This is a genomic window from Nocardia sp. NPDC050697, assembly GCF_040654395.1.
Taxonomy (GTDB): Bacteria; Actinomycetota; Actinomycetes; order Mycobacteriales; family Mycobacteriaceae; genus Nocardia.
Genome location: NZ_JBFAHY010000003.1, coordinates 96,392 through 118,464, shown reverse-complemented (window position 1 = coordinate 118,464; position 22,073 = coordinate 96,392). Strand labels below are relative to the sequence as shown.

The following is a 22,073-nucleotide window of genomic DNA, read 5'->3' as shown; positions in this document are numbered from 1 at the left end:
GGAACGTCTGATGCCGGGACGTCAGCGGGGTCACGGCGGAAACGGACCCGCCGGACAGAACAACAGTGGCAGCGGTGGCCCCGAGGGCGGCCGCGACAACCGCAGGGGCGGCGGCAACGACCGCCGCGGCGACCGCAGGGACAACGCGGCCGAGAAGAACCAGCTCGAGCGGGTTGTCGCGATCAACCGCGTCTCCAAGGTCGTGAAGGGTGGCCGGCGCTTCAGCTTCACCGCGCTCGTCATCGTGGGCGACGGCAACGGCCTGGTCGGTGTCGGCTACGGCAAGGCCAAGGAAGTTCCCGCGGCCATCCAGAAGGGTGTCGAGGAGGCTCGCAAGAGCTTCTTCCGCGTCCCGATGATCGGCTCGACCATCGTGCACCCGGTGCAGGGCGAGGCGGCGGCCGGTGTGGTCATGCTGCGTCCGGCCTCCCCGGGTACCGGTGTGATCGCCGGTGGCGCCGCGCGCGCCGTGCTGGAGTGCGCGGGCATCCACGACATCCTGGCGAAGTCGCTCGGCAGCGACAACGCGATCAACGTCGTGCACGCGACGGTCGAGGCCCTCAAGCAGCTGCAGCGTCCCGAAGAGGTCGCGGCCCGTCGTGGCCTGCCGCTGGAGGACGTCGCGCCGGCGGGCATGCTGCGTGCGCGCGCCCAAGCAGCGACGGGAGGTGCCAGGTAATGGCAGATCTCAAGGTGACCCAGATCAAGTCGTCGATCGGGTCGAAGCAGAACCAGCGCGACAGCCTGCGCACCCTCGGCCTGCGCGGCATCCGCAAGTCGGTGGTCCGCCCGGACAGCCCGGAGAACCGCGGTCTGATCAATGTCGTGCGCCACCTCGTGTCGGTCGAGGAAGTCGAGGAGGGCTCGCGATGACCATCAAACTGCATCACCTGCGCCCCGCGCCGGGTGAGAAGACCGCCAAGACCCGTGTGGGTCGCGGTGAGGGCTCGAAGGGCAAGACCGCGGGCCGCGGCACCAAGGGCACCAAGGCGCGCAAGAACGTCCCGGCGGCGTTCGAGGGCGGCCAGATGCCGATCCACATGCGGCTGCCGAAGCTCAAGGGCTTCACCAACCCGTTCCGCACCGAGTACCAGGTCGTGAACGTGGGCCGGATCGCCGAACTCTTCCCCGAGGGCGGCGAGATCGGCAAGGACGAGCTGGTGGCTGCGGGCGCGGTCCGCAAGAAGCAGCTGGTCAAGGTCCTCGGCGACGGGGAGATCTCGGTGGCGGTGCAGGTCACCGCCGACAAGGTGACCGGCTCCGCCAAGGAGAAGATCACCGCGGCCGGAGGCTCCGTCACCGAACTGGGCTGACGCTCGCTCTGCACCCGGTGGCACCGGACGAGTGAATGGCTCGTCCGGTGCCACTGTTAGAGTTCAGTAGTTGTCTGCCAAAGCCGTCATGGGGCTCGGCGTCTCCGAAGTAGGACACCGCTGGAACATCCATGGCACAACCGTGTCGTTCGCCAGGAGGATCTGTGCTTTCCGCCTTCGTATCGGCCTTCCGGACTCCGGACTTGCGGCGGAAGATTCTCTTCACGCTGGGGCTGGTCGCGCTGTACCGGGCCGGCGCCGCGCTGCCCTCCCCTGGCGTCGACTACCGGGCGGTGCAGGAATGTATCGAGCTCGTCTCCGGCGGTGACTCGGCGGGCATCTACCAGCTGATCAACCTGTTCTCCGGCGGCGCGCTGCTGCAGCTGTCGGTGTTCGCGATCGGCATCATGCCGTACATCACGGCGAGCATCATCATCCAGCTGCTCCAGGTCGTGATTCCGCGTTTCGAGGAATTGCGCAAGGAGGGGCAGTCCGGGCAGACCAAGCTGACCCAGTACACCCGCTACCTCTCCATCGCGCTCGCGGTGCTGCAGGCCACCGGCCTGGTGGCGCTGGCGGCGCGGCGTCAGCTGCTGCAGGGCTGTGAGCGGGACATTCTGGCGGACACCGGCATCTTCGGCATGATCACCATCGTCGTCGTGATGACGGCCGGTGCCGCGCTGGTGATGTGGTTCGGCGAGCAGATCACCGAGCGCGGCGTCGGCAACGGCATGTCGCTGCTGATCTTCGCCGGCATCGCCGCCCGCATCCCGTCCGAGGGCAAGGGCATCCTGGACAGCCGCGGCGGCATCGTGTTCGCCCTGGTCTGCGTGGCCGCGTTGGCCATCATCGTCGCGGTGATCTTCGTCGAGCAGGGCCAGCGCCGGATTCCGGTGCAGTACGCGAAGCGGGTCGTCGGCAGAAAGATGTACGGCGGCTCCTCCACCTACCTGCCGCTCAAGGTCAACCAGGCGGGCGTGATCCCGGTGATCTTCGCCTCGTCGCTGCTCTACCTCCCCAACCTCATCGCTCAGCTCACGGGTTCGACCAACGCGACCGAGCCGAGCTGGTGGCAGGAGATCATCCAGAAGTACCTGGTGAACCCCGGTAGTCCGGTGTACATCGGGATCTACTTCGGGCTGATCGTCTTCTTCACCTACTTCTATGTGGCGATCACCTTCAATCCGGAGGAGCGCGCCGACGAGATGAAGAAGTTCGGCGGTTTCATCCCTGGCTACCGCCCGGGCAAGCCGACCGCCGATTACCTCCAGTTCGTCCTGAGCCGGATCACCCTCCCCGGCTCGATCTATCTCGGTCTGGTCGCCGTGCTGCCCAACCTCTTCCTGGAAATCGGCAACTCCGGCGGTAGCGCCGCGCAGAACCTTCCGTTCGGCGGTACCGCGGTGCTGATCATGGTGAGCGTCGGTCTCGACACGGTGAAGCAGATCGAGAGCCAGCTGATGAATCGCAATTACGAAGGGTTCCTGAAGTGAGAGTTGTACTGCTCGGTCCGCCGGGTGCCGGCAAGGGCACTCAGGCCGTCCTGCTGTCCGAGAAGCTGGGCGTTCCGCACATCTCCACCGGGGATCTGTTCCGCGCCAACATCGGTCAGCAGACCCCGCTCGGCCGCGAGGCGCAGAAGTACATGGACGCCGGCGATCTGGTGCCGAGCGACGTGACCAACCGCATGGTCGAGGCCAGGGTCGCCGAGCCGGATGCCGCCAACGGCTTCGTCCTCGACGGCTACCCGCGCACCGTCGACCAGGCCGACGCGCTGGAGAAGATCCTGCGCGAGCTGGACACCAGGCTCGACGCGGTGCTCTGCTTCGTCGTCTCCGAGGACACCGTCGTGCAGCGCATGCTGGCCCGCGGCCGCAGCGACGACAACGAGGACGTCATCCGCAACCGGCTCCGGGTCTACCGGGCCGAGACCGAGCCGCTGCTGCAGCACTACGAGGGCCTCGTGGTGACGGTGGACGGCGTCGGCGAGGTCGACGACGTGAACGCCCGCGCCCTGCGCGCCCTCGGCCACTGATGGTCTTCGGCCGCAAGAGCAAGAAGGTCGTCCCGTTCCGGACGGCGGGTGAGCTGGACGCCATGGCCGCGGCAGGCGCCGTCGTCGGGCGGGCGCTGGTGGCGGTGCGCGAGGCCGCCAAGCCCGGCGTCTCCACCCTGGAGCTGGACGCCGTCGCCGAGCAGGTGATCCGGGAGGCGGGGGCGGTGCCCTCGTTCAAGGGCTACCACGGCTTTCCCGGCTCCATCTGCTCCTCGGTGAACGACCGCGTGGTGCACGGCATCCCGACCGCCGAGGAGATCCTCGCCGACGGCGACCTGGTCTCCATCGACTGCGGCGCCATCCTGGACGGCTGGCACGGCGACTCCGCCTGGACCTTCGGCATCGGCGCCGTGATCGAGGCGGACGCGCTGCTCAGCGAGGCGACCAGGCTCTCCATGGAGGCCGGGATCGCCGCCATGCTGCCGGAGAACCGGCTCACCGACATCTCGCACGCCATCGAGCTCGGCACCCGCGCCGCCGAGGCCGCGCACGGCCGCGAGTACGGCATCGTGGACGGCTACGGCGGCCACGGCATCGGCCGCGAGATGCACCTCGACCCGTTCCTGCCGAACGAGGGCGAGCCGGGCCGCGGCCCGCGGCTGGTGGTCGGCTCGGTGCTCGCCATCGAGCCCATGCTCACCCTCGGCACCACCGAGACCACGGTGCTCGCCGACGACTGGACCGTGGTGACCGCTGACGGCACCCGCGCCGCGCACTGGGAGCACACCGTCGCGGTCACCGAGGACGGGCCGCGCATCCTCACCCCGCGCCCGGAGTAGCGCGGCGGGCCGGGTGACGGGCGGCCGGTCGAGGTGATTCCCGGGAAACCGGCTCCTGAGCGTCACCCCTCCAGCAGCAGCGTGACCGGCCCGTCGTTCACCAGCTCGACCCGCATGTGCGCGCCGAAGCGGCCGGTGGCGACGGTGGCGCCGCGCTCGCGCAGCGTGGCCACCACGGCGTCGACCAGCGGTTCGGCCAGCACGCCCGGCGCGGCGGCATTCCAGGACGGGCGCCTGCCCTTTGCGGTGTCGGCGTAGAGGGTGAACTGGCTGATCACCAGGATCGGGGCGTTCAGCTCCGCGGCCGAGCGCTCGCCGGTCAAAATGCGCAGCCGCCACAGCTTCTCGGCCAGCGCCTCGGCCCTGGCCCGCGTGTCGTCCTTGGCAACGCCGACCAGCGCGACCAGCCCCTGCGGGTCGGGGTCGATCCGGCCGACGGTCTCGCCGTCCACGGTCACGGCGGCGCTCGCCACCCGCTGCACCAGGATTCGCATGCGCGTGATGGTGTCACGCCGAGCGGAAGAAGAGCACGTCCTCCCCGTACTCGGCGAGCGCGCGCGCCTCGGCGGCCTGCCGGATCCCGCTGCTCGGCAGCTCGGTGAGCTTGGCGAACATGGCGGTGTTGCCGAAGGCGGCGCGCACCTGGGTCTCCGAGGCGTAGTCGGCGCCGTAGTCGGCGAGCACCGCGAAATCCAGCGGGGCCAGCGGGACATCCAGCGAGACGGCGCCCGCCGGGCGGCCGAGTGCGGCGTACTGGGTGGGCGCGCCCTCCTCGTACCAGCACAGCTCGTAGGACATCTGCTCGGTGGCGGTCACGCTCACCACCGGCCAGCGCTCGGCCAGCCGCAGCGCGAGCGGGTGCCGCCCGGTCGGGGCGACCTCCCAGGCCAGGCTCCTGACCGCGACCCAGGAGCCGGAGCTGCGCTCGATCAGCACCACGTCGTCGCCGAGGGTGACCTCGTCGTTGAGCGTCGGAGCCGGTACCGCCCAGTGCTTCTCGTGCACCCCGAGGTAGTTGGAGCTCTGCACCCGGCGCGCGCCGTCCGCCTCGTAGGCGGCCAGCACGGCATTGCGCACCTGGGTCACCGCGTCCGGTGCGGAGCAGCGCACGCTCAGCGCGCCGAAGCTGGTGGCGATCTCCACCGGCCGCGAGGGCTGGTCCGGCATCGCCCCCGCGGCCAGCGGCTTCAGCCCCACCAGCGCGAGCTTCCAGTTGATCTCCTCGATCGTCGCGAGGTCGCCCGCGCTCTGGTAGAGGATCTGCTGCTGGGTGAGGCGGCCCGCGCCCTGCAGGGTGCGGCAGTCGAGCTTGGTGAGCGCGGCTATCGTCTTCCCGGTGAACTCGAGCTCGGCGATCTTGAGTTCGCGCAGCTGCTTCGTCATCTCCGGGGTGGTCCAGGCGGAGTAGCGCTCCCGGTACATGGCGAGCGCCTGCTTGCGCTGCCTGCCGATGGTGAGCGTACGCAGCAGGGTGTTCAGCGACGCCAGGTACTTTCCGGCCAGCGCCGGGTCGGCGGCGAAGAGCCTGCCGCGGATGGCGGCCGCGTCCTCGGTGGCGGCGACGGCGGTGGCCGGATCCAGCCGGAGCAGCCAGACGCCGCACTTGGCCAGCGCGTCGGCGCACATCGCCGCGCCGTGCGGCTGGGTGTGCGCCACCCGGCGGTACGCCTCGCAGGCGCGCCGGATGGTCGTGGTGGCGAGCTCCCGGTGCCCGACCGCGCGCGCGGCCTGGTCGAAAATCCGCAGGGCGTCCTGGATCTCGCCGGCCAGCCGGGCCGACATCAGCCCGGCGGTGAACCAGTGCAGCCGGATCTCGACGGCCTGCTGGGCGGGTTCGAGCGCCTCGGCGGTGCGGTCGCGCGGGCCGTCGGCGCGGGTGGCGGCCAGCGCTCTGGCCAGGTCGCAGAGCGAGGTGGCCAGCTGCAGTTCGGCGTCGGCGGTGCGGTCCGCCGCGGCTCGCCGGTCCGTCGCGACCCGGCGCTCCAGGATGTTCAGCTCCATGGTTCCGCCGAATCCCGCATTCTCACGGCCGACCCCGCCTTTCACCGACGTTTGTGCGCAGAGTCTGCCACAAACGGCAGGCCGCCGTCGCCTTCTCGGTTCCCGGACCGGTCGGTCTGTCGAAGGCCGCGCGGCGGCTCGGATTCGCCTCGGGGCGATTCCTTTCAGGACGGCCTGACCGGGGCCGTTTCACTCCCAGTTCACCGGGAGTCAACGGGCGGGTCGCGTTAGGGTGCCACCCTTGGGAACACGCAGGTTGACGTGACGGGGTCGGGGTGCCCGCGGTGGCAGCGAGGAGCGACGACATGGGTGACAGGCTGGAGGCCTACGCGGATCGGCTGCGGCTCGCCGCCACCGCCACCGACGGCGTGCGGGACCGGATCACCGGGGTGCTGACCACCCTGACCACCGCCATCGACGGGCGCGGCGCGCCGTGGGGCAACGACGCGATCGGCGACCAGTTCCTCAACGGCAGCGACGGCAACGGGTACTCCGCGGGCCGCACCAACCTGGTCCAGGGCACCGGCAATATGGCAACCACCTTCGGCAACTTCTCCAGCGCGCAGACCACCGCGGCGAACGACCTGGCCGCCATGGACGACAACCACGGCTTCGACTGATCCGCGCCGATGCCCAACGAACGCACCCGCGCCGAACTGAACGCGGTGATCGAGCAGGTCGGTCAGCAGTTCCGCACCATCGCCCGGATCCAGCGGGACCGAGCCGATCTGACCGCGAGCGCCACCGTGCGCAAGCGCGTCACGGTGACGGTGAACGCCGACGGCGCGGTGATCGAGACCAGGTTCGCGAGCAATATCGACGACCTGGAGTACGGCGAGATCGCCAAGGCCGTCACCGAAGCCGCGCAGCAGGCCGCGGCCGAGGTGGGGCGCAAGGGCCAGGCGCTGATGGAGCCGCTGAACGACCAGCGCGCCCGGATGCCGAAGCTCACCGACCTGATCGAGGGGATGCCGGACTTCGCCGCCGACCCGCCCGCGCCGGTGCGGGCCCACGCGGCGCCGCCGAATGGCCGCGAGGGCGGCGACGCGGCAATGGAATTCGACGACGTCGAAGTGGTGCGGCCGGAGGGCGCGCGCGACCGCGGGGTCACGGATTCCGGTTGGTGAACCGGATCTGATCCATGGCTGACCTACCTGGCTGGCTGCAGCCGCTGGAGTGGCTCGTCGGTGTGGACTACCCCGACGGCGACCCCGACGGGATGTGGGGCCTGGCCGGTGACTGGCGCGGCGCGGCGAACGAACTGCGCGACATCCTGGCCGACATCGATGCGGCCAAGACCGCGTCGATCCGCGCCTACCCGTCGGGCGACGGCATCGAGCAGATGGTCGCCGCCTTCGACAGCCTGCGCTCCGGGCCGCAGTCGGTGGCGGCGCTGGCGGCCGCGTTCGACCAGATCGGCGAGATGGCCGACTCGGTCGGCACCGAGATCGAGTACGCGCAGCTGATGTTCTACTCGTCGCTGGCGCTGCTGGCCGCGGAGATCGCCGCCGCCTGGATCTTTCCGCCCACCGCGCCCGCGGTGCAGGCCGCTGCCGTCGGCGTCACCCGGATCGGGCTGCGAATCGTGGCGCAGAACCTGATGAATCGGATCATCGCGCTGGTCGCGCGGTTCGTCGGGCGGCGGATCGCCACCTTCCTGGTGCGGCACATCGCGATCGACACCTTCATCGGCACCGTGCAGGAGATCGGTGTCCAGGGGTATCAAGTGGGAGCCGGGCATCGCGACGACATCAACTGGGAGCAGGTCGGGATCACCGCGATCAGCTCCGCCGCCGGCGCGGCCGCGGGTGAGTTCGGCGGCAACCTGGTGTCCAAGGCGCTGCCGACCCGGGCGAACGGTGATGCCGTCCTCGCGCCCTGGCAGAGCGGGGGGCTGGTCGGCGCCGGCGCCGGATTCACCGGTGCGGTCGGCGGGTACGGGGCGAGCCTCGCGGTGCCGTACCTGGTCACCGGCTTCACCGAGGGGTGGGACGCGGCGAATCAGGAGCTCTCGCAGTCGCTGAGCCAGTTCGATCCGCGCACCATCACCGGTGGGGTGGGGAGCGGGGCGCTCACCGGGATGAGCCGGGGGGCGGCGGATGCCTGGTGGCGGGGGAATCATCCGAATCTGTATCCGACGCCGCCCGCGCCGATTCCGCGGGTGGGGGATGCGGGGTTCGGGGGTTCGGGGGACGGGACGGGTGCGTCGGATGTCGGGTCTCGGAACGGGGTCGGTGGGCACGATAGTGCCGGTTCCCAGAACGGTGCCGGTACCCAGAACGGGGCTGGTGGGCAGGATGGGGCTGGTGGGCAGGATGGGGCCGGTTCGCAGAACGGGGCCGGTGCACAGAACGGTGCCGGGGCGCAGCCCGGAGCCGGGGCGCAGAATGGCGTCGGTGGACTCGACGGGGCGGGGGTGCAGGACGGGGCCGGTGGTCGCGATGGCGCCGGCGCGCAGGACGGGGCGGGGGAGCAACAGCGCGGCGGTGACGCCGGTGCCGACCGTGCGGGGTTGCCGGGCGAGCTGAACGACTCCGGTGGTGAAACCGGTTCGCGCGCAGACGTCTCCGATGCTCCCGGCACCAGCCCCGCCGGCGCCGAACCGCGCGCCGACGCGCCCGCCGACCGGGGCCCGCAGGATGTGCCGCGGGCCGGCGACGCGGGGCGCGCGCAGAGCCTCGACCAGCCCGTAGCAGCGGGTGGCGACCCGGGGCGTGGCGGCGGCAACACCGACGGTGCCGACGCGGGCCGGGGCGCCGACTCCGCGACGTCCTCGTCGAGCGGCGCGTCCGCGGCGGACTCGGCGAGCAGGCCGCTCGACACCGGCACACCCGGTGATTCCACGCAGACCGCTGGTGACAATGGCGGGTCCACCGCGCCGGGAGTCGCCACCGGTGGCGCCACACCCGACGCAGCGGTTACCGGTCCGAGCGCCGCAGAGACCGGTGCGGGCGCAGCAGGGCCCGGGGCGAGCGCCACCGGCTCAGGTGCGAACGCCCCCGCCGCGTCCGGAGCGCAGAGCGGCGGCCCCGCTTCGTCGACCACCGGCTCCGGTACGCAGGGCAATGGCCAGACGAACGCCCATGGCTCGAGCTCCGAGCCGCGGAGCAACCCCGCCCCGCAGCAGAGCCCGCGCACCACGGAGGGGCCGCGGGTGGCAGGCGCCGAGCCGCGAGCCGCCGACACCAGGCCGGGCAATCCCGCCGCCCGCGCCGACGGCACCGCCCCGCACCGCCCCGTCGAGAGCCGCGCCGGCCTGGCCGATGCCCCCCATACCCGCGGCGACAGCCCCGTCCACACGCAGCGCGGCGGTGCCGAAGCGCCGCGCAGTGACATCGAGCCCGGGCGGCAGACGCCGACTCGCAGCGAAGGCGGTGCTCCGCCGCGGAGCACCGAAACGGCAGCTCCGCGCGGAGATTCGAGCGCTGCGCGGGCCGCCGAGAACGGAGGCTCGCGCCCCGGCGAAGGTGCGGGCACGCGGAGCGGTGACGGCACCGCGCCCCGCAGCGGCGATGGCGCGACGACCCGGCCCGGGGATGGCACTGCGACCCGGACCGGTGATGGCGCGATGACCCGACCCGGGGATGGCACCGCGTCCCGGACCGGCGACACCACGCCGATTCGGTCGACCGACACCACTGCCCCGCGCGGCGGCGACAGCGTCCCGGCGCGCCCCGCCGACGGCACCGCGCCGCGAACGGGCGACAGCGCCACTCCGGTGCGCAACGACGGCGATGGCGTGCGCCCGCGTGCCGACCTTCCCGACTCCGGGAACCCGCGCCCGCACAACGCATCCGAAGGCCCCCTGCCCCGGCATCCGAACGAAGGCTTACGCGACCCCGCCGACACTCCCACTCCTCGCGGGGACGCGAACAACGCCGACCCGCGCCCGCCGCGCCGCGCGGCGGACCCGGACTACGACGGCGTGGTCGCGATCGTCCCCGTCGCCGACGGCCCGACGGCCCGCCCGCAGCACCGCGCCGGCACCGACCCGGCGGCGACCCCCGGCCCGGCCACCCCGCCCCCGCGCCCGGACGCGCCCGCGGACCCCGACGAGCCGAGGAACCGCGGCGAATGCGTCCCGCTGGCGCTCCACGAGATCCGGGAGGGCACCGGCGGCAACCTGATCCGGCTGCCGGAGGAGCCCGTCGGCCCGGCGGGCATGTCCGCCGAACAGGTCGCCGCGGCGGCGGGGGCTCCGCTGCGCGGCGTCCCGCCCGCCGACGGCGACCGGCCCCCGCACCAGAACCTCGCCGACGAACTGCTCCGCCTCGGCGAAGGCGCGCGCGCCCTCGTCGTCGACGTCTACACCGGCCCGGTGGACGAACACGGCGTCGGCGCGCACGCCTACGTCATGACCGTCCGCGCCCGCCCGGACGGCGAGCTGTACGTCGAGGTGTCCGACCCGTCGCAGCGCACCCGCGGCGCGTACCCGCACACCCTGACCCGCGACCTGGCCGACATCGCCGCCGTCGTCTACGACCGCGACGGCGTCCCGATCCGCCCCGAGGGCGACGGCTGGGCCGTGCGCACCGATCCGGCCGACGTGTTCGCCGAGACCGGCAGGCGCATCGGCACCTCGCTGGACGACCTCCCCGACCAGGTGCGCGCCCTGCTCGCGGAGACGGAGGTGGGCCGGGAGGCGCTGGCGCTGCTGGACGAGCACCGGGTCCGCGAGGGGTACCACCCGTACCATCCGAGGGCGAGCGGGCTGTACGACAGCGACAATTTGATCGCGAACGTCTTCACCGGTGGCCGGGACCACCTCCAGCAGGCGCTCACCCTGATCCACGAGGCGGTGCACGCCGAGTACGACATCACGGGCAGGGGATCGAACACCCAGGGCCCGCGGGCGACCCTGGATCGCGATGCCTACGTCGCCGGCATGGTGCGCGAGGAGGCGGAGGCCTTCGGCCGCCAGTACGAATTCTCCCGCCAGCTGCGGGAACTCGGCCACGACCTGCCGGAGCCGCGGCTGGAGGGCATCTACCACCGGGCCTACGACGCGGCGCTCGACGCCGCGCGCACCGAGGACCGGGCGGGCACCGAGGCGGAGCATCGCTCGCGGGCCAGGAACGCGGCCGTCGACGCGCTGGTGCCGCACGTGGGTCCGGCGCAGTGGGGCGGTGGCTTCGTCTACAACGAGTACTACGGCGCGGCCTGGGACCGGCTGCACGGGCAGTCGCTGCCGAACTACGAGACCGTCGACGGGGCCGCCGGTGACCGGCTCCGCGAGTTGTCACTGCAGCTCAGGGCAGCCGCCACCACCTCGGCCCAGCAGTTCCGAAGGATCGAGCAGCTGGCTGCCGCGCTCGGTCTCGACACCGCGGCGGCCCCGTCCCGGCTGCGCGACCGGGCGCTCGACGAATTGCAGCGGGCCAGGGACGACCTCGCCGCGCTCGCCGGTCGGCTCGGCCTCGACGTCGAGGGGCTGGCCACCGAGACGCTCCCCGAGGGCGACGCGTTGCGCCGGGTCGAACTGCTGCGCCGCGAATTCGACGCGCTGGCCCTGGCCGACGCCGTCGACCGCGACAGCACTGCGCAGAACGCCCGCGACCGCGCCTGGCAGGATGCGACCGACCTCGCGACGCGGCACATCGTCGACCGGCACCTGGGCGACCGGGCCGGAGCGAGCCGCCCGCTCGGCGATCGGGCGGTGCTCGTCCCGGGCGACCCGGTGGAGATCGTGCTGCTCGGCCACGCGCCGACCGACCACATCGTGGCCGGGTTGCGGCAGGATCCCGAGGTCGCGGCGGTTCTGGACGACCCGGGCACCCGGATCACCCGGCTCGTGGTCGATGTGACCCGCGATGGCAGCGTCATCGTCCAGCGGCTCGGTGCGGACGACGATCCCGGCCCGGAGGCCTCCGACCGGCGAACGCCGCACGCCGACGCCGTCGACTGGCCGGCGAACCGCGTCGGCGCGTACACCGGCCAGCGCGTCGCGGCGGTCCGGGAGCTGCTCGGGCAGACCGAGGTCGGCCGCTGGGTGAACGAGGTGTTCGACACCGCCGGGGTCACCGTCCGGTACGAGCCGGGGGCCGAGACCCGCTACCTGCCCGCGCAGCGGGTGGCCGTGCTCGACCCGGGGCTGACCCGGCTGGAGCAGGCGCGCGAGCTGGCGCACACGGTGCTGCACGCCGAGAACTCGCACCACGCGGCTTCGGCCGGCACCACCAGGCAGCGCCTCGACCTGCCGCGCGGCGAGTACGTCGATGCCATGGTGCGCGAGGAGGCGCGCGCACACGCCGTCGAGATCGAGCTGCGCAAGCAACTCAGGGAACTCGGGTTCGACTCGCCGGTGGATCGGCCGGAGCGGATCTACGACGCGGCCTACCGCAGCGGCATCGCCGCCGCGCTCCGCGCCGACCCGGGGAACAGCGACCACCACTGGGAACTCGGCGTGGCCGAGGGCACCGAGGCGCTCGCGCGGCTGCTCGTCCGCGGGCATGCCCCGGAGGGCGTCGACTACCGCGCGCTGTACGGGGGCGTGTGGGAGCGCGCGCACGGCGCCACCGACTCCACCTCGACCATGCGGGAGCCGTCGCAGCCGGAGCTGGCCGACACCGGGGCGGAGGCCCCGGCGACGCCGCAGATGGACGGCCCCCCGGATGGTCCCGGCCCCGAGCTCGGACCAGCCGCCGATGAACGCGCTGAACAGGCACCGCGGGAGCGAGATGGGGATGGCGGGCACCCTGCGGTCGTCGGGGATCCCAGGCCGTCCGGGGGCCGCGAGGGGCCGCGCTTCAGCGAGCCCTCCGAGTGGTACCGCGCCGAGCGGCTCGTGCAGGCGGAGTGGAACGCGCGGATGGCGGCCGAGCACGCCGACTGGCTGCACCGCATCGCCGACGAGCAGCAGGCGGCGGGCGACCCCGCGCACGCCTGGACCCGGATCCGCGCCGCCATCGCCGACGGCACCGCGGACTGGGCCGCCGAGCGGGTGGCCCAGCGCCACGAGGACGCCGGTGACCCGGACGCCGCGGAACAGGTCAGGCGCGCGGCCGCCGAGCGCAACGCCGCTCGACCGGCCGCTCCGGACGACACCGGAGCCCCGGCCGACCTCAGCCCACGCCCGGACACCGCGCCGGCCCCGGAGGGCGAGACCTCCCGCCCCGAACCGGATTCGGAGCCGGACCCGCTGGACGCGGTCCGCGACTTCCTCGCCGAGGTCGCCCGCGACGACGCCTTCCAGAGCCCCGACCCCCGCCCGGAGCAGGAACAGCGGCACGCCCGCCGCCTCCTCGACGCGCTCGGCCTGCCCGAGCTGACCGGGCACCCGGACCCGCTCGCGGTCCTCGCCGAACTCGCCGAGCTCGCGGTGCTGCGCGGCGCCGTCGACGGGGGCATCGACCCGGTGCGCCCGCTGCGCCCGCAGGACTTCGACCCGGTCGACCCCGAGCAGCTCTACGGCGCGGAGCCGTACTGGCGCACCGAGGCCGACCCGGCCCGGCTCGCCGAGATGGACGCCGAACTCCGCCGCATCGGCATGGACGGCGACGGCACCGAGCCACCGCGCGCCCTCGACCCCGCCGCCAGGCAGCGGGTCGAGCCGGAACAGCCGAGGCAGCCGAGCGAACCCGGGCTGGAGTCCGCCGCCGAGGCCATCGAGCGGCTCCGCGCCCACTTCGGCCTCGACCCCGCCGCCCTCACCGAGGAGCGCCTCGCCCGCACCATCGCCGACCTGCGGTACCGCACCCTGCTGCGGGCCGCCGCGGTGGAGGCGCTCGCCGACGCCGCCGCCCGGCACCGCACCGCCGCCCCCGACCGCACCCCGCACGCCGCGGCGAACCGGGACCGCTGGTCCCGCCGGCTCGGCCTGGACCCCGCCCTGGTCGCCGCCGACCCGGCGCGCGCGATCGACGAGCAGCGCGCCGCCGCCAGGCGGGAGTCCGACGCCGTCGCCGACCTGGCCGACCTGGTGCAGGTGGCGCGGCTCCCGGAGCCGGAGGACGGCAGCGCCCGCCGGTACTCGGCCGAGGTGGACGGCGAGCGCGTCCCGGTGCGGCTGGTCGCCGACGGCGAGGGCTGGCGGGTCGAGGAGCGCGACCGCCGCCCCGCCCCGCGCGTCCCGGGCGACCCGCCCGCACGACCCGAGGAGCGCCCGGCGTCGCGGCTGCGCCGGATCTGGGACCGCCTCCGCGGCCACAGCTACAGCGGCCACACCCCCAAGTACCCGTCCGGCTCCGGCCTCGACGGCCAGGGCCAGCAGCAGATCGTGCACCTGGCAGGCGACGTCGCCGACTCCGACGTGCTCACCAACTTCCAGGGCAACCCCGCGCGCATCCTCAAAGAGGGCGCGACCATGTGGAAGAAGCGCGAGCTCATCCCGTTCCTGCGCCGCTTCACCGCCCGGGTGCGGGACCGGGCCGCCGAGTACGACGTACCGCGCACCAGGGCGGGCGAGGAGTACCAATACTGGCTGGAGGAGGCGGATCCGGAGCTGGTGCGCCGGGAACTCGGCGTCGAACTCGACGACCTGCGCCGGATGGCGGAGGCCGCCGAGCAGCGGCCGGACCCGGCGCTGCCGCCCGCCGACACCGCGCCCCCGCCGCCGGGGGAGCGGCTCGCCCGCTCCACCGAGGAGATCCAGCAGCTGCTGCGCGAGCGGGCCGAGGCAGGGGAGCAGCGCGACGAGCAGGCCGAGCGCCTCACCGACCTCGCCCGCGAGCTCGGCATCGACCTGCCCGACCGCAGCCCGGAGGGGCTGCTCCGCGCGGTGCACCTGCTCGAGTACCAGCAAGCCCGCCGGATCGGCGCGCTCTCCGGGCTGGCCGAGGCCGCGCGGCGCTACAACGCCGAGGACGCCGAGATCCCGTTCAGCGACGAGGTCACCTTCTTCGACGCCGACCCGATGACCCGCTTCCTGCGCGAGGTCGTCCGGGCCAATGGCGGCGACCCCACGCTGCTCGACTGGCAGGGGGTGAACAACGGCGGCGAGCCGAGCCGCGACTGGGGCGACCTGCACGACACCGACCAGCCGGGCACCGACACCGGCCTCGCCGGCTACTTCGAGAACGCGCTGCGCCGCGACCAGATCAAGGACGAGCGCGCGGTCTGGGCGCAGCTGCTCGGCGTCGACCTGGAGAGCCTGACCCCGGACCGGCTGCGTCCCACCCTGGACGAGCAGCTCGACCGGATCCAGCGGCTCGGCGACCGGCTCGGCGAATTCCGTGACGCCGCGGAACACTTCGCGCGCGACGACGCGACGGCCCGCGATCTCGACGCCGTGCTCGCCGACCTGGCGGCCCGCGAGTGGGTGCTGGTGCACGGCGGCACCATGCTGGACGACGGCGTCGCGCTGGTGCCCGGCGACGGCGGCGCGCCGCCCCGGCTCGTCGTGCTCGACGGCGGGCTGGAGCACGACCGGGTGCTCGCCGACGCGCTGCGGCGCCTCCCGGAGCTCGCCGACCTGGTCAACGGTGAGCATGTGCCGGTCGAGTACCGGATCGCCGTGGTCGAGCCGGACGGGCTGATCCGGGTCGCCGAGGCGGGCACCCCGCAGGTGCGGCACGTGACCGCCGACATCGACGGCAGGCGCGCGGAGGTGACCCTGCTGCGCGACGGCGGGGAGGAGCGCTGGCGCCCGGTGCCGGATCCGCCGCCGGAGGCCACCGAGGTGGACGACAGCGCCGTCCGCAGGCAGCGGGAGCTGCTCGATGCGCTCGACCCGGACCGGCTGCGCGACCTCCGCGACCAGCTCGCGCAGCGGCTCGGGATCGAGCCGGAGGTGCTGCGCTCGCCCGACCGGCTCGCCGCCGAGCTGGCCCGGCTGCGCTACGAGAACCTGCTGCGCGCGGGGCAGATCGAGTCGATCATCGACTACGCGCGGACCGCGTGGGACATCGACACCTACCACGCGCACACCGACGCGCGGAACCGGCTCGCACACCGGCTCGGGCTCGACCCCGGCGACCTCGCGCCGGAGCTGCTCGCCGAGCGGATCACCGACCCGGCGATCCGCAACTCGCTGCGCTATCAGCAGGTCGAATCGCTGGTGAAGTACGCGGGGCTGCTGCGCGAGGTGGACGCCGGGGCGGTGCTCGCCGCCCGCGACCTGCTCGCGCACCGGCTCGGCATCGACCCGGCCGAGCTCTTCCCGAAGAAGCACACCAGGGATCTGCTCGCCTACCTGCCGGATCCGCGCGGGCTGGACGCGGGGGCGCTGCGCGATGCGATCGCGGCGCGGATCCGGACGCCGGAGGGGCGGGCCGCGGTGCGGCAGGCGCTGACGGAGTACGCGGACACGCTGGTCCGGCTGGATCCCTACGACCCGCTCGCGCACCCGGAGACGGTGGATCCGCGCGTCACCGACGTGGAGTTCCCCGCGCATCCGCGGGCGGTGGGGCACCTGCGCGCCATCGTCGGCGACATCGACCTGTTCACCGAGGCCTTCACCGGGCGCGGGCTCCCCGATCCCGGCGACCCCGGCCGCGGTGCGCTGCGCGCGAGCCGCGACTGGGCCCGGCTGGCGGGCGTCGACCTCACCGCGGGCGATCCCGAGCGCTTCGCCCGGGTGTACGAGGTGTACCGGGACGGCAAGCTGGACCAGAAGGAGCGGCTCACCCCCGCTCAGCTCGCCGAGGAACAGAGCAGACTGCGCGACGAGATCGCGCAGCGGGACGCGGAGATCCGCGCGCTCGCGGAGATCGCCGCCCGGCTCCCCGATGCGCGGGGCCGCCTCGACGAGCCGCCCCGTGGGCTGCCCGGCCCCGACGCCCCGCCGCCCCCCGCCGCCGGTGGTGGCGCAGGCGGCAAGCCCCCCACCTCCCGCCCCGCCCCGCCCACCCCCGACGAGCCGGACCCCGGCGACCCCGGCCCCACCGTCGACCTGGACGCTCCGACACAGCAGGTGCCGCGCGACGAGACGGCCGACCTGGACGCTCCGACACAGCAGGTGCCGCGCGACGAGACGGCCGACCCGGACGCCCCGACGCGGGAGGGCGACGACACCGCCGACCCTCCGGACGAACCGCGAACCGAGAAGTCCGACGGCGCCACTCGCCCGCACCCCGCCACGCCCGAAACGGACGAGACCGCAACCCGTCCCGATCCGGCACACCCGGGCCGGGCCGAGGCGGCCCGCGCGCACGCCGACGCCGTCACCCGCCGCGACCAGCTCGCCGAACGAGTCCGCGAACTCGCCGCCGACCTGCCGATCCGCGAGCCGGGCGCGCTCGACCCGGGCCGCATCGCGGCCACGCTCCGGGAACTGCGCGGCTGGCACCTGCCCGACGAGCAGACCGCGCGGCTGCGCGAGCTGGCCGAGGTCGTCCGCCCCTACGTCGAGACCGCCGCCGAGGTCGCCGAGCTGGCCGAGCGCGCCGGCCTGCTCGCCGAGTACGACCGGCTGCTGCGCGAACGCCAGGAGCTGGTGCGCGAGCGCGAGTTCGTGCGCGCCAAGGCCGACGGCCGCGCCGCCGACCTCGGCGTCGACGCCGATGTGCCGTGGGTGCGGCGCGATTCGGACAACCGCGACGACATCATCCGCACCCTGCACGCGGGCGCCAGGGTGGACGAGGTCGAGGTCACCGGCGGCATCGACGAGGCGAACCGGAGCGAGCGGCGCGATGTCGACCCGGCTGAGCGACAGCACCGGCTGGAGCGGCTGCGCAAGCTCATCGAGGCCACCGGGCGGTACGACGAACTGGACGAGCAGCTCCGCCGGATCGAGCAGCGGCTGCGCGATCTGGAGCGCGCCGGCGTCGCCGCGCACCGCCCGCCCACCGCGGAGGTCGGCGCCGAGATCGACCGGCTCGCCCGGGAGCGCGCCGAGGAGCTGCGCGCCGTCAAGCCGCGCCGCGGCATGCGCGACGATCTCGCCGCCCGCCTCGGCGTGCCGGACGAACAGGCGCTCGGCCCGGACCTGGACCGCACCGTCGACCGGCTGCGCCGAGCCGTCCCGGACGACCTGCGCCCGGATGAGGTGGCCGCCCGGCTGCGGCAGATCGACGCCCTCGCCGACGCCGCCCGCGACGTGCACGAGGCCCAGCAGCGGATCGGCGGGCTGCAGGACGAGATGGCCCGGCTGGCGGGCTCCTGGCGCGAGGTGATCGCCGAGCGGGGCGGCCGGATGGTGACCGACCGGGTCGGCATCGTCGAGGGCGAGCGGCCGCGGATCATCGTGCTCGGCGGCCGCGCGGACCCGGCGGATCCATCCGGCGCGCACGACCGCGCGCTGCTGGCGGCGCTGCGCGGGGACGCGGCCGTCGCGCAGGCCATGGTCCGCCCGGAGACGGTGGTCGAGTACCGCAGGGTGCTCGCCGACCGGGAAGGCGCGGTGCGGGTCGAGGACATGGCCCCGCCGCGGATCGAGCGGATGTCGACCGGCTGGACCGGCGGCAGGCGGTTGGACACGACCCGCTGGCAGGATGGCGGCGGCGCCTGGCACCCGGTCGACCCGAGCCGCCCGGACTGGGTCGCGGGCCGGGACGGCGGCGGCGTGCCGAAGAAGCACTCCGGCAAGGATCTGCCGGACGGCGTCAGCGGCTGGGCCATGACCGACGTGGTCAACGACATCACGCTGCCCGCCGACGACGTGCCCGCCGGGCAGGTGCCGGAGAGCACCCTGCCGGTGCACATGCCGCAGGCGCCCGCCCAGTACGACACCTCCGGCATGCCGCCGGGGACCACCGTCTTCACCCAGCACTGGGGCTCCGACGCGTACAACGTCGTGCGGCTGCTGCTGATGGCGGCGCAGGCGCCGAAGCACCCCGCGGTGCGCGCCTGGATCCAGGCGCACCCCGAGATCGGGCGCTGGGTGCAGGCCAGGCCGTGGCTGCGGCACGTCCCGCCGTTCGGCACGGTGTTCCGCGACTACCCGTGGTTCGCCCCGCCGGAACGCAATATCCAGCCGCTGCATCGGCCGTGGGACCCGGCCGAGCACGGAAACCCCGCCGACCGGGTGCAGATCCCGGAATCGCTGCGCCGCGAATGGGAGCGCGACGTCGCGAACTGGCAGCGGGTCCAGGACTGGGCGAACGCCGAGTACGACCGGTTCCTCGTCGACGACACCGACCTGGACCGGATCGCCGACGGGCTGGAGAGCCACCGGCGGGCGCAACAGGCGCGGGACGCGCGCGCGGTGGTCGACGCGGTGCGCGACCGGCTGGTCCGCGACCACCCCGGCATCGACCCGACCCGCGACGTGGCCGCCCAGCTGCGCGGGATCGCCGACGCCACCGATCTGGTCGCCGCGGAGCTCGCGCCGCTGTTCGCCTCGGACGACACCGACGCCATCCGGGACACAGTCGCGGACCTGCGCGAACTCATGCTCGCCCCGGACTACCCGGACAACCTGGCAGGCGAGCGGCGCCCCGGCGAGACGCCGGAGGACACGCTGGCCCGGATGCTCGCCGGCTACACGCGCGAGCCCGGCCTGCCGCGGTTCACCCGGGAGGAGCTGAAGCACGTCAAGGACCACCTGATGCGCGACGCCCACCTGGTGCGCGACTACACCGACCCGAGCGGCAGCTACGTGCGCCGGCCGATGGACCGGCTTGCCGATGTCGCCGAGGCGTGGAACCGGCTGCTCGCGGGCGAGCCGCTGCCGCAGGACCTCGTGCTGCTGCAGGACGCGCGCGCCGAGGCCGAGTTCCTGCGCAGGCACCCGCACGCCACCTGGCGGGATGCCAATACCCACGCCGTCGGCCTCGGCCACCACTGGGACGCCGACCGCCCGCCGCTCACCGATTGGCGCGCGGGCGTCCCGTACGCCGTCGACCCCGTGGCGCCGGACCACACCCTGACCGGCCCGGCCGTCCCGGCCGCACCCGGCACCCCCGCGCTGCTGCCCGCCCCCGGCGACGACGTGCCCCGGCTGCGCACCGAGTGGGCCGATGCGCTCGCCGAGTACGAGCGGGCGCTGGCCGCGCGGGATGCCGCCGCGGGAAAGGTTCGCGCGGCGCTGCGCGGGTTGCCGGTCGAGGAGCCGGAGCCGGGTTCGCCGGACACCTTCGACGATCTGCGGGCGCGGACCATGCGGGTGGACGAGCAGCAGCCCTGGCAGGACCGGGTGAACGCGCTCGAGGACGCGGTGCGCGCCCGCGACGAGGCGGTCGCCGAGGTCGAGCGGCTGCGGGCCGAGGTCGAGGCGCACCCGCCGGTCACGCGGGAGGTCCCGCAGGTGCCGGACGCCGACCGGGCCGAGCGCGACGCCGTCGACCCGCTCGGCCGCGCCGAGCGCGAGCTCGACGCCGCCCGCGATGCCGAGGCGCGGGCGCTCGCCGCGCGCGACGCGGCCCGCCACGGACTCCCCGTCGACCGCGGTCTCCCCCTGGGCGAGCAGCTCGCCCAGCTCCGGGACCGGACCATGCGGCTGGACGACCAGCGGCGCGTGGACGAGTACGAGGAGGCGGCCCGCCGCTACGAGGACGCTGTCGCCGAGCGGGAGCGGCTCGAGGCCGGGATGCAGCCCGAGCGCAGTGCCGGGGAGGCCGGGAGTCGCAGCGGGCGCGGTGTGCCCGGACCCGGGACTCGCTCGGGTCCGGAGGATGTCGCCGGGGAGCCGGGGAGCCGAGGGGACGACGACGGAACCGGCAGTCGCGCGGATCGAGACGACCCGGGTGGCGTGCGGTGGCGCTCGCACGTGCCGAAACTGCCGCACGAGTACGAGTTCGACGGCCCGGAGACGCCGGACATCCCGATCCTCGACCCGGCCCCGTGGCCGCTGCCCGAGCTCCAGCCGAAGCCGCCGCCACCCCCGCGGCACCCGCCGAGCCCCGAGCCGCCGCCGAGCCGCCCCGGCTACCCGCCTGCCCCGGTGTCCCCGCCGCCGGCCGCAGCCCCGATCCCCGAGCCCCCGGCCCCGGCACCTGCCCCGGATTGCCCGCCCGGCGAGCACGATCCGGAGTGCCCGCCGCCCGGCCCTGACCCGGACTGCCCGCCCGGTGAGCGCGATCCGGAGTGCCCGCCGCCCGGCCCTGACCCGGATTGCCCGCCCGGCGAGCACGATCCGGAGTGCCCGCCGCCCGGCGAGAACCCGAGTTGTCCCCCCGGCGGCGACCCGAGCTGCCCGCCGGACGGAATCGATCCCGGGCGCCCGCCGACGGTGCCGCCCATCGGCGACCCCGGCGCACCCCCGCACCATCCCGGTGCTCCGGGTGACGGTGGCGCGCATCCCGGCAACCCGCGACTGCCGCCGTGGTGGGACGGCCGGAATGCCGGCAACGGTGGACCATGGGCCCCGAGCCCCGATTCTCCGAACGGCAACGGCTGGAACGGCGAAGGGGCTGCCCCCGGCAACGGCTTCGGCGCCGATGCGGGTGCCCCCACGGGCAACGGCTCCGGCGCGAACGGAGGCACGCCCGCCCCGCCCGCCGGCCGCGGCCCCCTCCCGCCATTCCCGGCCGACGACCCCACCCCGGCCCCCCGCCGGCCCCAGCACACGGAAACCCCGGCAGCTCAAGCGAACCCGGGCGGCACGCCGATGGCCCCACCCGTCCTGCCGCCCCCCGGCGGCCCCACGCGCTCGCCGCAGCGGCGCCGAACCACCACCGGGTATTCGGCGAACCGCCCGGAACCCTCCCTCATGGTCCAACCGTTCTCCGGCTTCGGCGTGACCGCCCGGTTCGACCCGGCCACCGGCGGCCTGCACGCCATCGCCGTCCCCACCGGCCCGGCCGCCGGCGTGTACGGCGATCTGGGCGACGTCCCCGTCGTCTTCTACCGCGGCAAGGGCGGCCTGGCGCTGCGCGTCGGCGAGCAGCCGTTCGATCTCGAGACACAGGCGATCGCGGTGGAGTGGGCACAGCCGGAGCGGCGCACGACGGTGCTCACGGTGCTGGCGGGCGGCGAGGTCGCCTGCCGGCTGACGTACCGCTCGCTGCCCGCGGAGCTGGACCTGGGCCGGCTGGTGCACGAGGTGTGCGCCGACCCGGACCGCCGAGCCGGGATGTTCCCGGGATGACCCCGCGCCGCGTCGAGCCG

The 22,073-nt window shown here is 74.3% G+C and carries 11 protein-coding genes; 9 read left to right on the top strand and 2 right to left on the bottom strand.

The window, feature by feature from the left end:
• The first annotated feature begins 10 nt into the window (after positions 1–10).
• The 6 genes from rpsE (at position 11) to map (ending at position 4,148) form a co-directional block, all read left to right on the top strand.
• Positions 11–679, top strand: a complete 669-nt coding sequence (gene rpsE, locus AB0H71_RS12395; protein ID WP_233016054.1) for a 30S ribosomal protein S5 — start codon at positions 11–13, stop codon at positions 677–679.
• Positions 679–873 carry a 50S ribosomal protein L30 gene (rpmD, locus tag AB0H71_RS12390; protein ID WP_357018761.1) on the top strand — a complete coding sequence of 65 codons (195 nt, stop codon included), beginning with the start codon at positions 679–681 and terminating at the stop codon, positions 871–873. Before rpsE ends, rpmD begins: the two co-directional genes overlap by 1 nt.
• Positions 870–1,313, top strand: a complete 444-nt coding sequence (gene rplO, locus AB0H71_RS12385) for a 50S ribosomal protein L15 (protein ID WP_357018758.1) — start codon at positions 870–872, stop codon at positions 1,311–1,313. The genes rpmD and rplO overlap by 4 nt, the downstream gene beginning before the upstream one ends.
• 164 nt (positions 1,314–1,477) lie before the next feature.
• On the top strand, positions 1,478–2,806 hold the full coding sequence (gene secY, locus AB0H71_RS12380) for a preprotein translocase subunit SecY (RefSeq protein ID WP_357018756.1): 1,329 nt from the start codon (positions 1,478–1,480) through the stop codon (positions 2,804–2,806).
• Entirely contained in the window at positions 2,803–3,348 is a 546-nt protein-coding gene (locus AB0H71_RS12375; RefSeq protein ID WP_357018754.1) for an adenylate kinase, read from the top strand. Before secY ends, AB0H71_RS12375 begins: the two co-directional genes overlap by 4 nt.
• Positions 3,348–4,148, top strand: a complete 801-nt coding sequence (map, locus tag AB0H71_RS12370; RefSeq protein ID WP_357018751.1) for a type I methionyl aminopeptidase — start codon at positions 3,348–3,350, stop codon at positions 4,146–4,148. The genes AB0H71_RS12375 and map overlap by 1 nt, the downstream gene beginning before the upstream one ends.
• A 62-nt stretch (positions 4,149–4,210) precedes the next feature.
• Here map and dtd read toward each other — a convergent pair whose 3' ends face one another.
• Positions 4,211–4,642, bottom strand: coding sequence for a D-aminoacyl-tRNA deacylase (dtd, locus tag AB0H71_RS12365; protein WP_357018748.1), 432 nt, complete (start codon positions 4,640–4,642; stop codon positions 4,211–4,213).
• Positions 4,643–4,655: 13 nt separating this feature from the next.
• Positions 4,656–6,149: a hypothetical protein gene (locus tag AB0H71_RS12360; RefSeq protein WP_357018745.1), complete on the bottom strand. Its 1,494-nt coding sequence runs from the start codon at positions 6,147–6,149 to the stop codon at positions 4,656–4,658.
• A 305-nt stretch (positions 6,150–6,454) separates the two neighbouring features.
• On the opposite strand from AB0H71_RS12360, the gene AB0H71_RS12355 reads away from it, so the two are divergent.
• The 3 genes from AB0H71_RS12355 to AB0H71_RS12345 are packed head-to-tail and all read left to right on the top strand — an operon-like array spanning position 6,455 to position 22,053.
• Complete coding sequence (locus AB0H71_RS12355) at positions 6,455–6,769, top strand: hypothetical protein (RefSeq protein WP_357018742.1); 315 nt, start codon at positions 6,455–6,457, stop codon at positions 6,767–6,769.
• A gap of 9 nt (positions 6,770–6,778) precedes the next feature.
• Complete coding sequence (locus AB0H71_RS12350) at positions 6,779–7,276, top strand: YbaB/EbfC family nucleoid-associated protein (protein ID WP_357018739.1); 498 nt, start codon at positions 6,779–6,781, stop codon at positions 7,274–7,276.
• A gap of 14 nt (positions 7,277–7,290) precedes the next feature.
• Entirely contained in the window at positions 7,291–22,053 is a 14,763-nt protein-coding gene (locus AB0H71_RS12345) for a hypothetical protein (RefSeq protein ID WP_357018736.1), read from the top strand.
• Positions 22,054–22,073 lie beyond the last annotated feature (20 nt).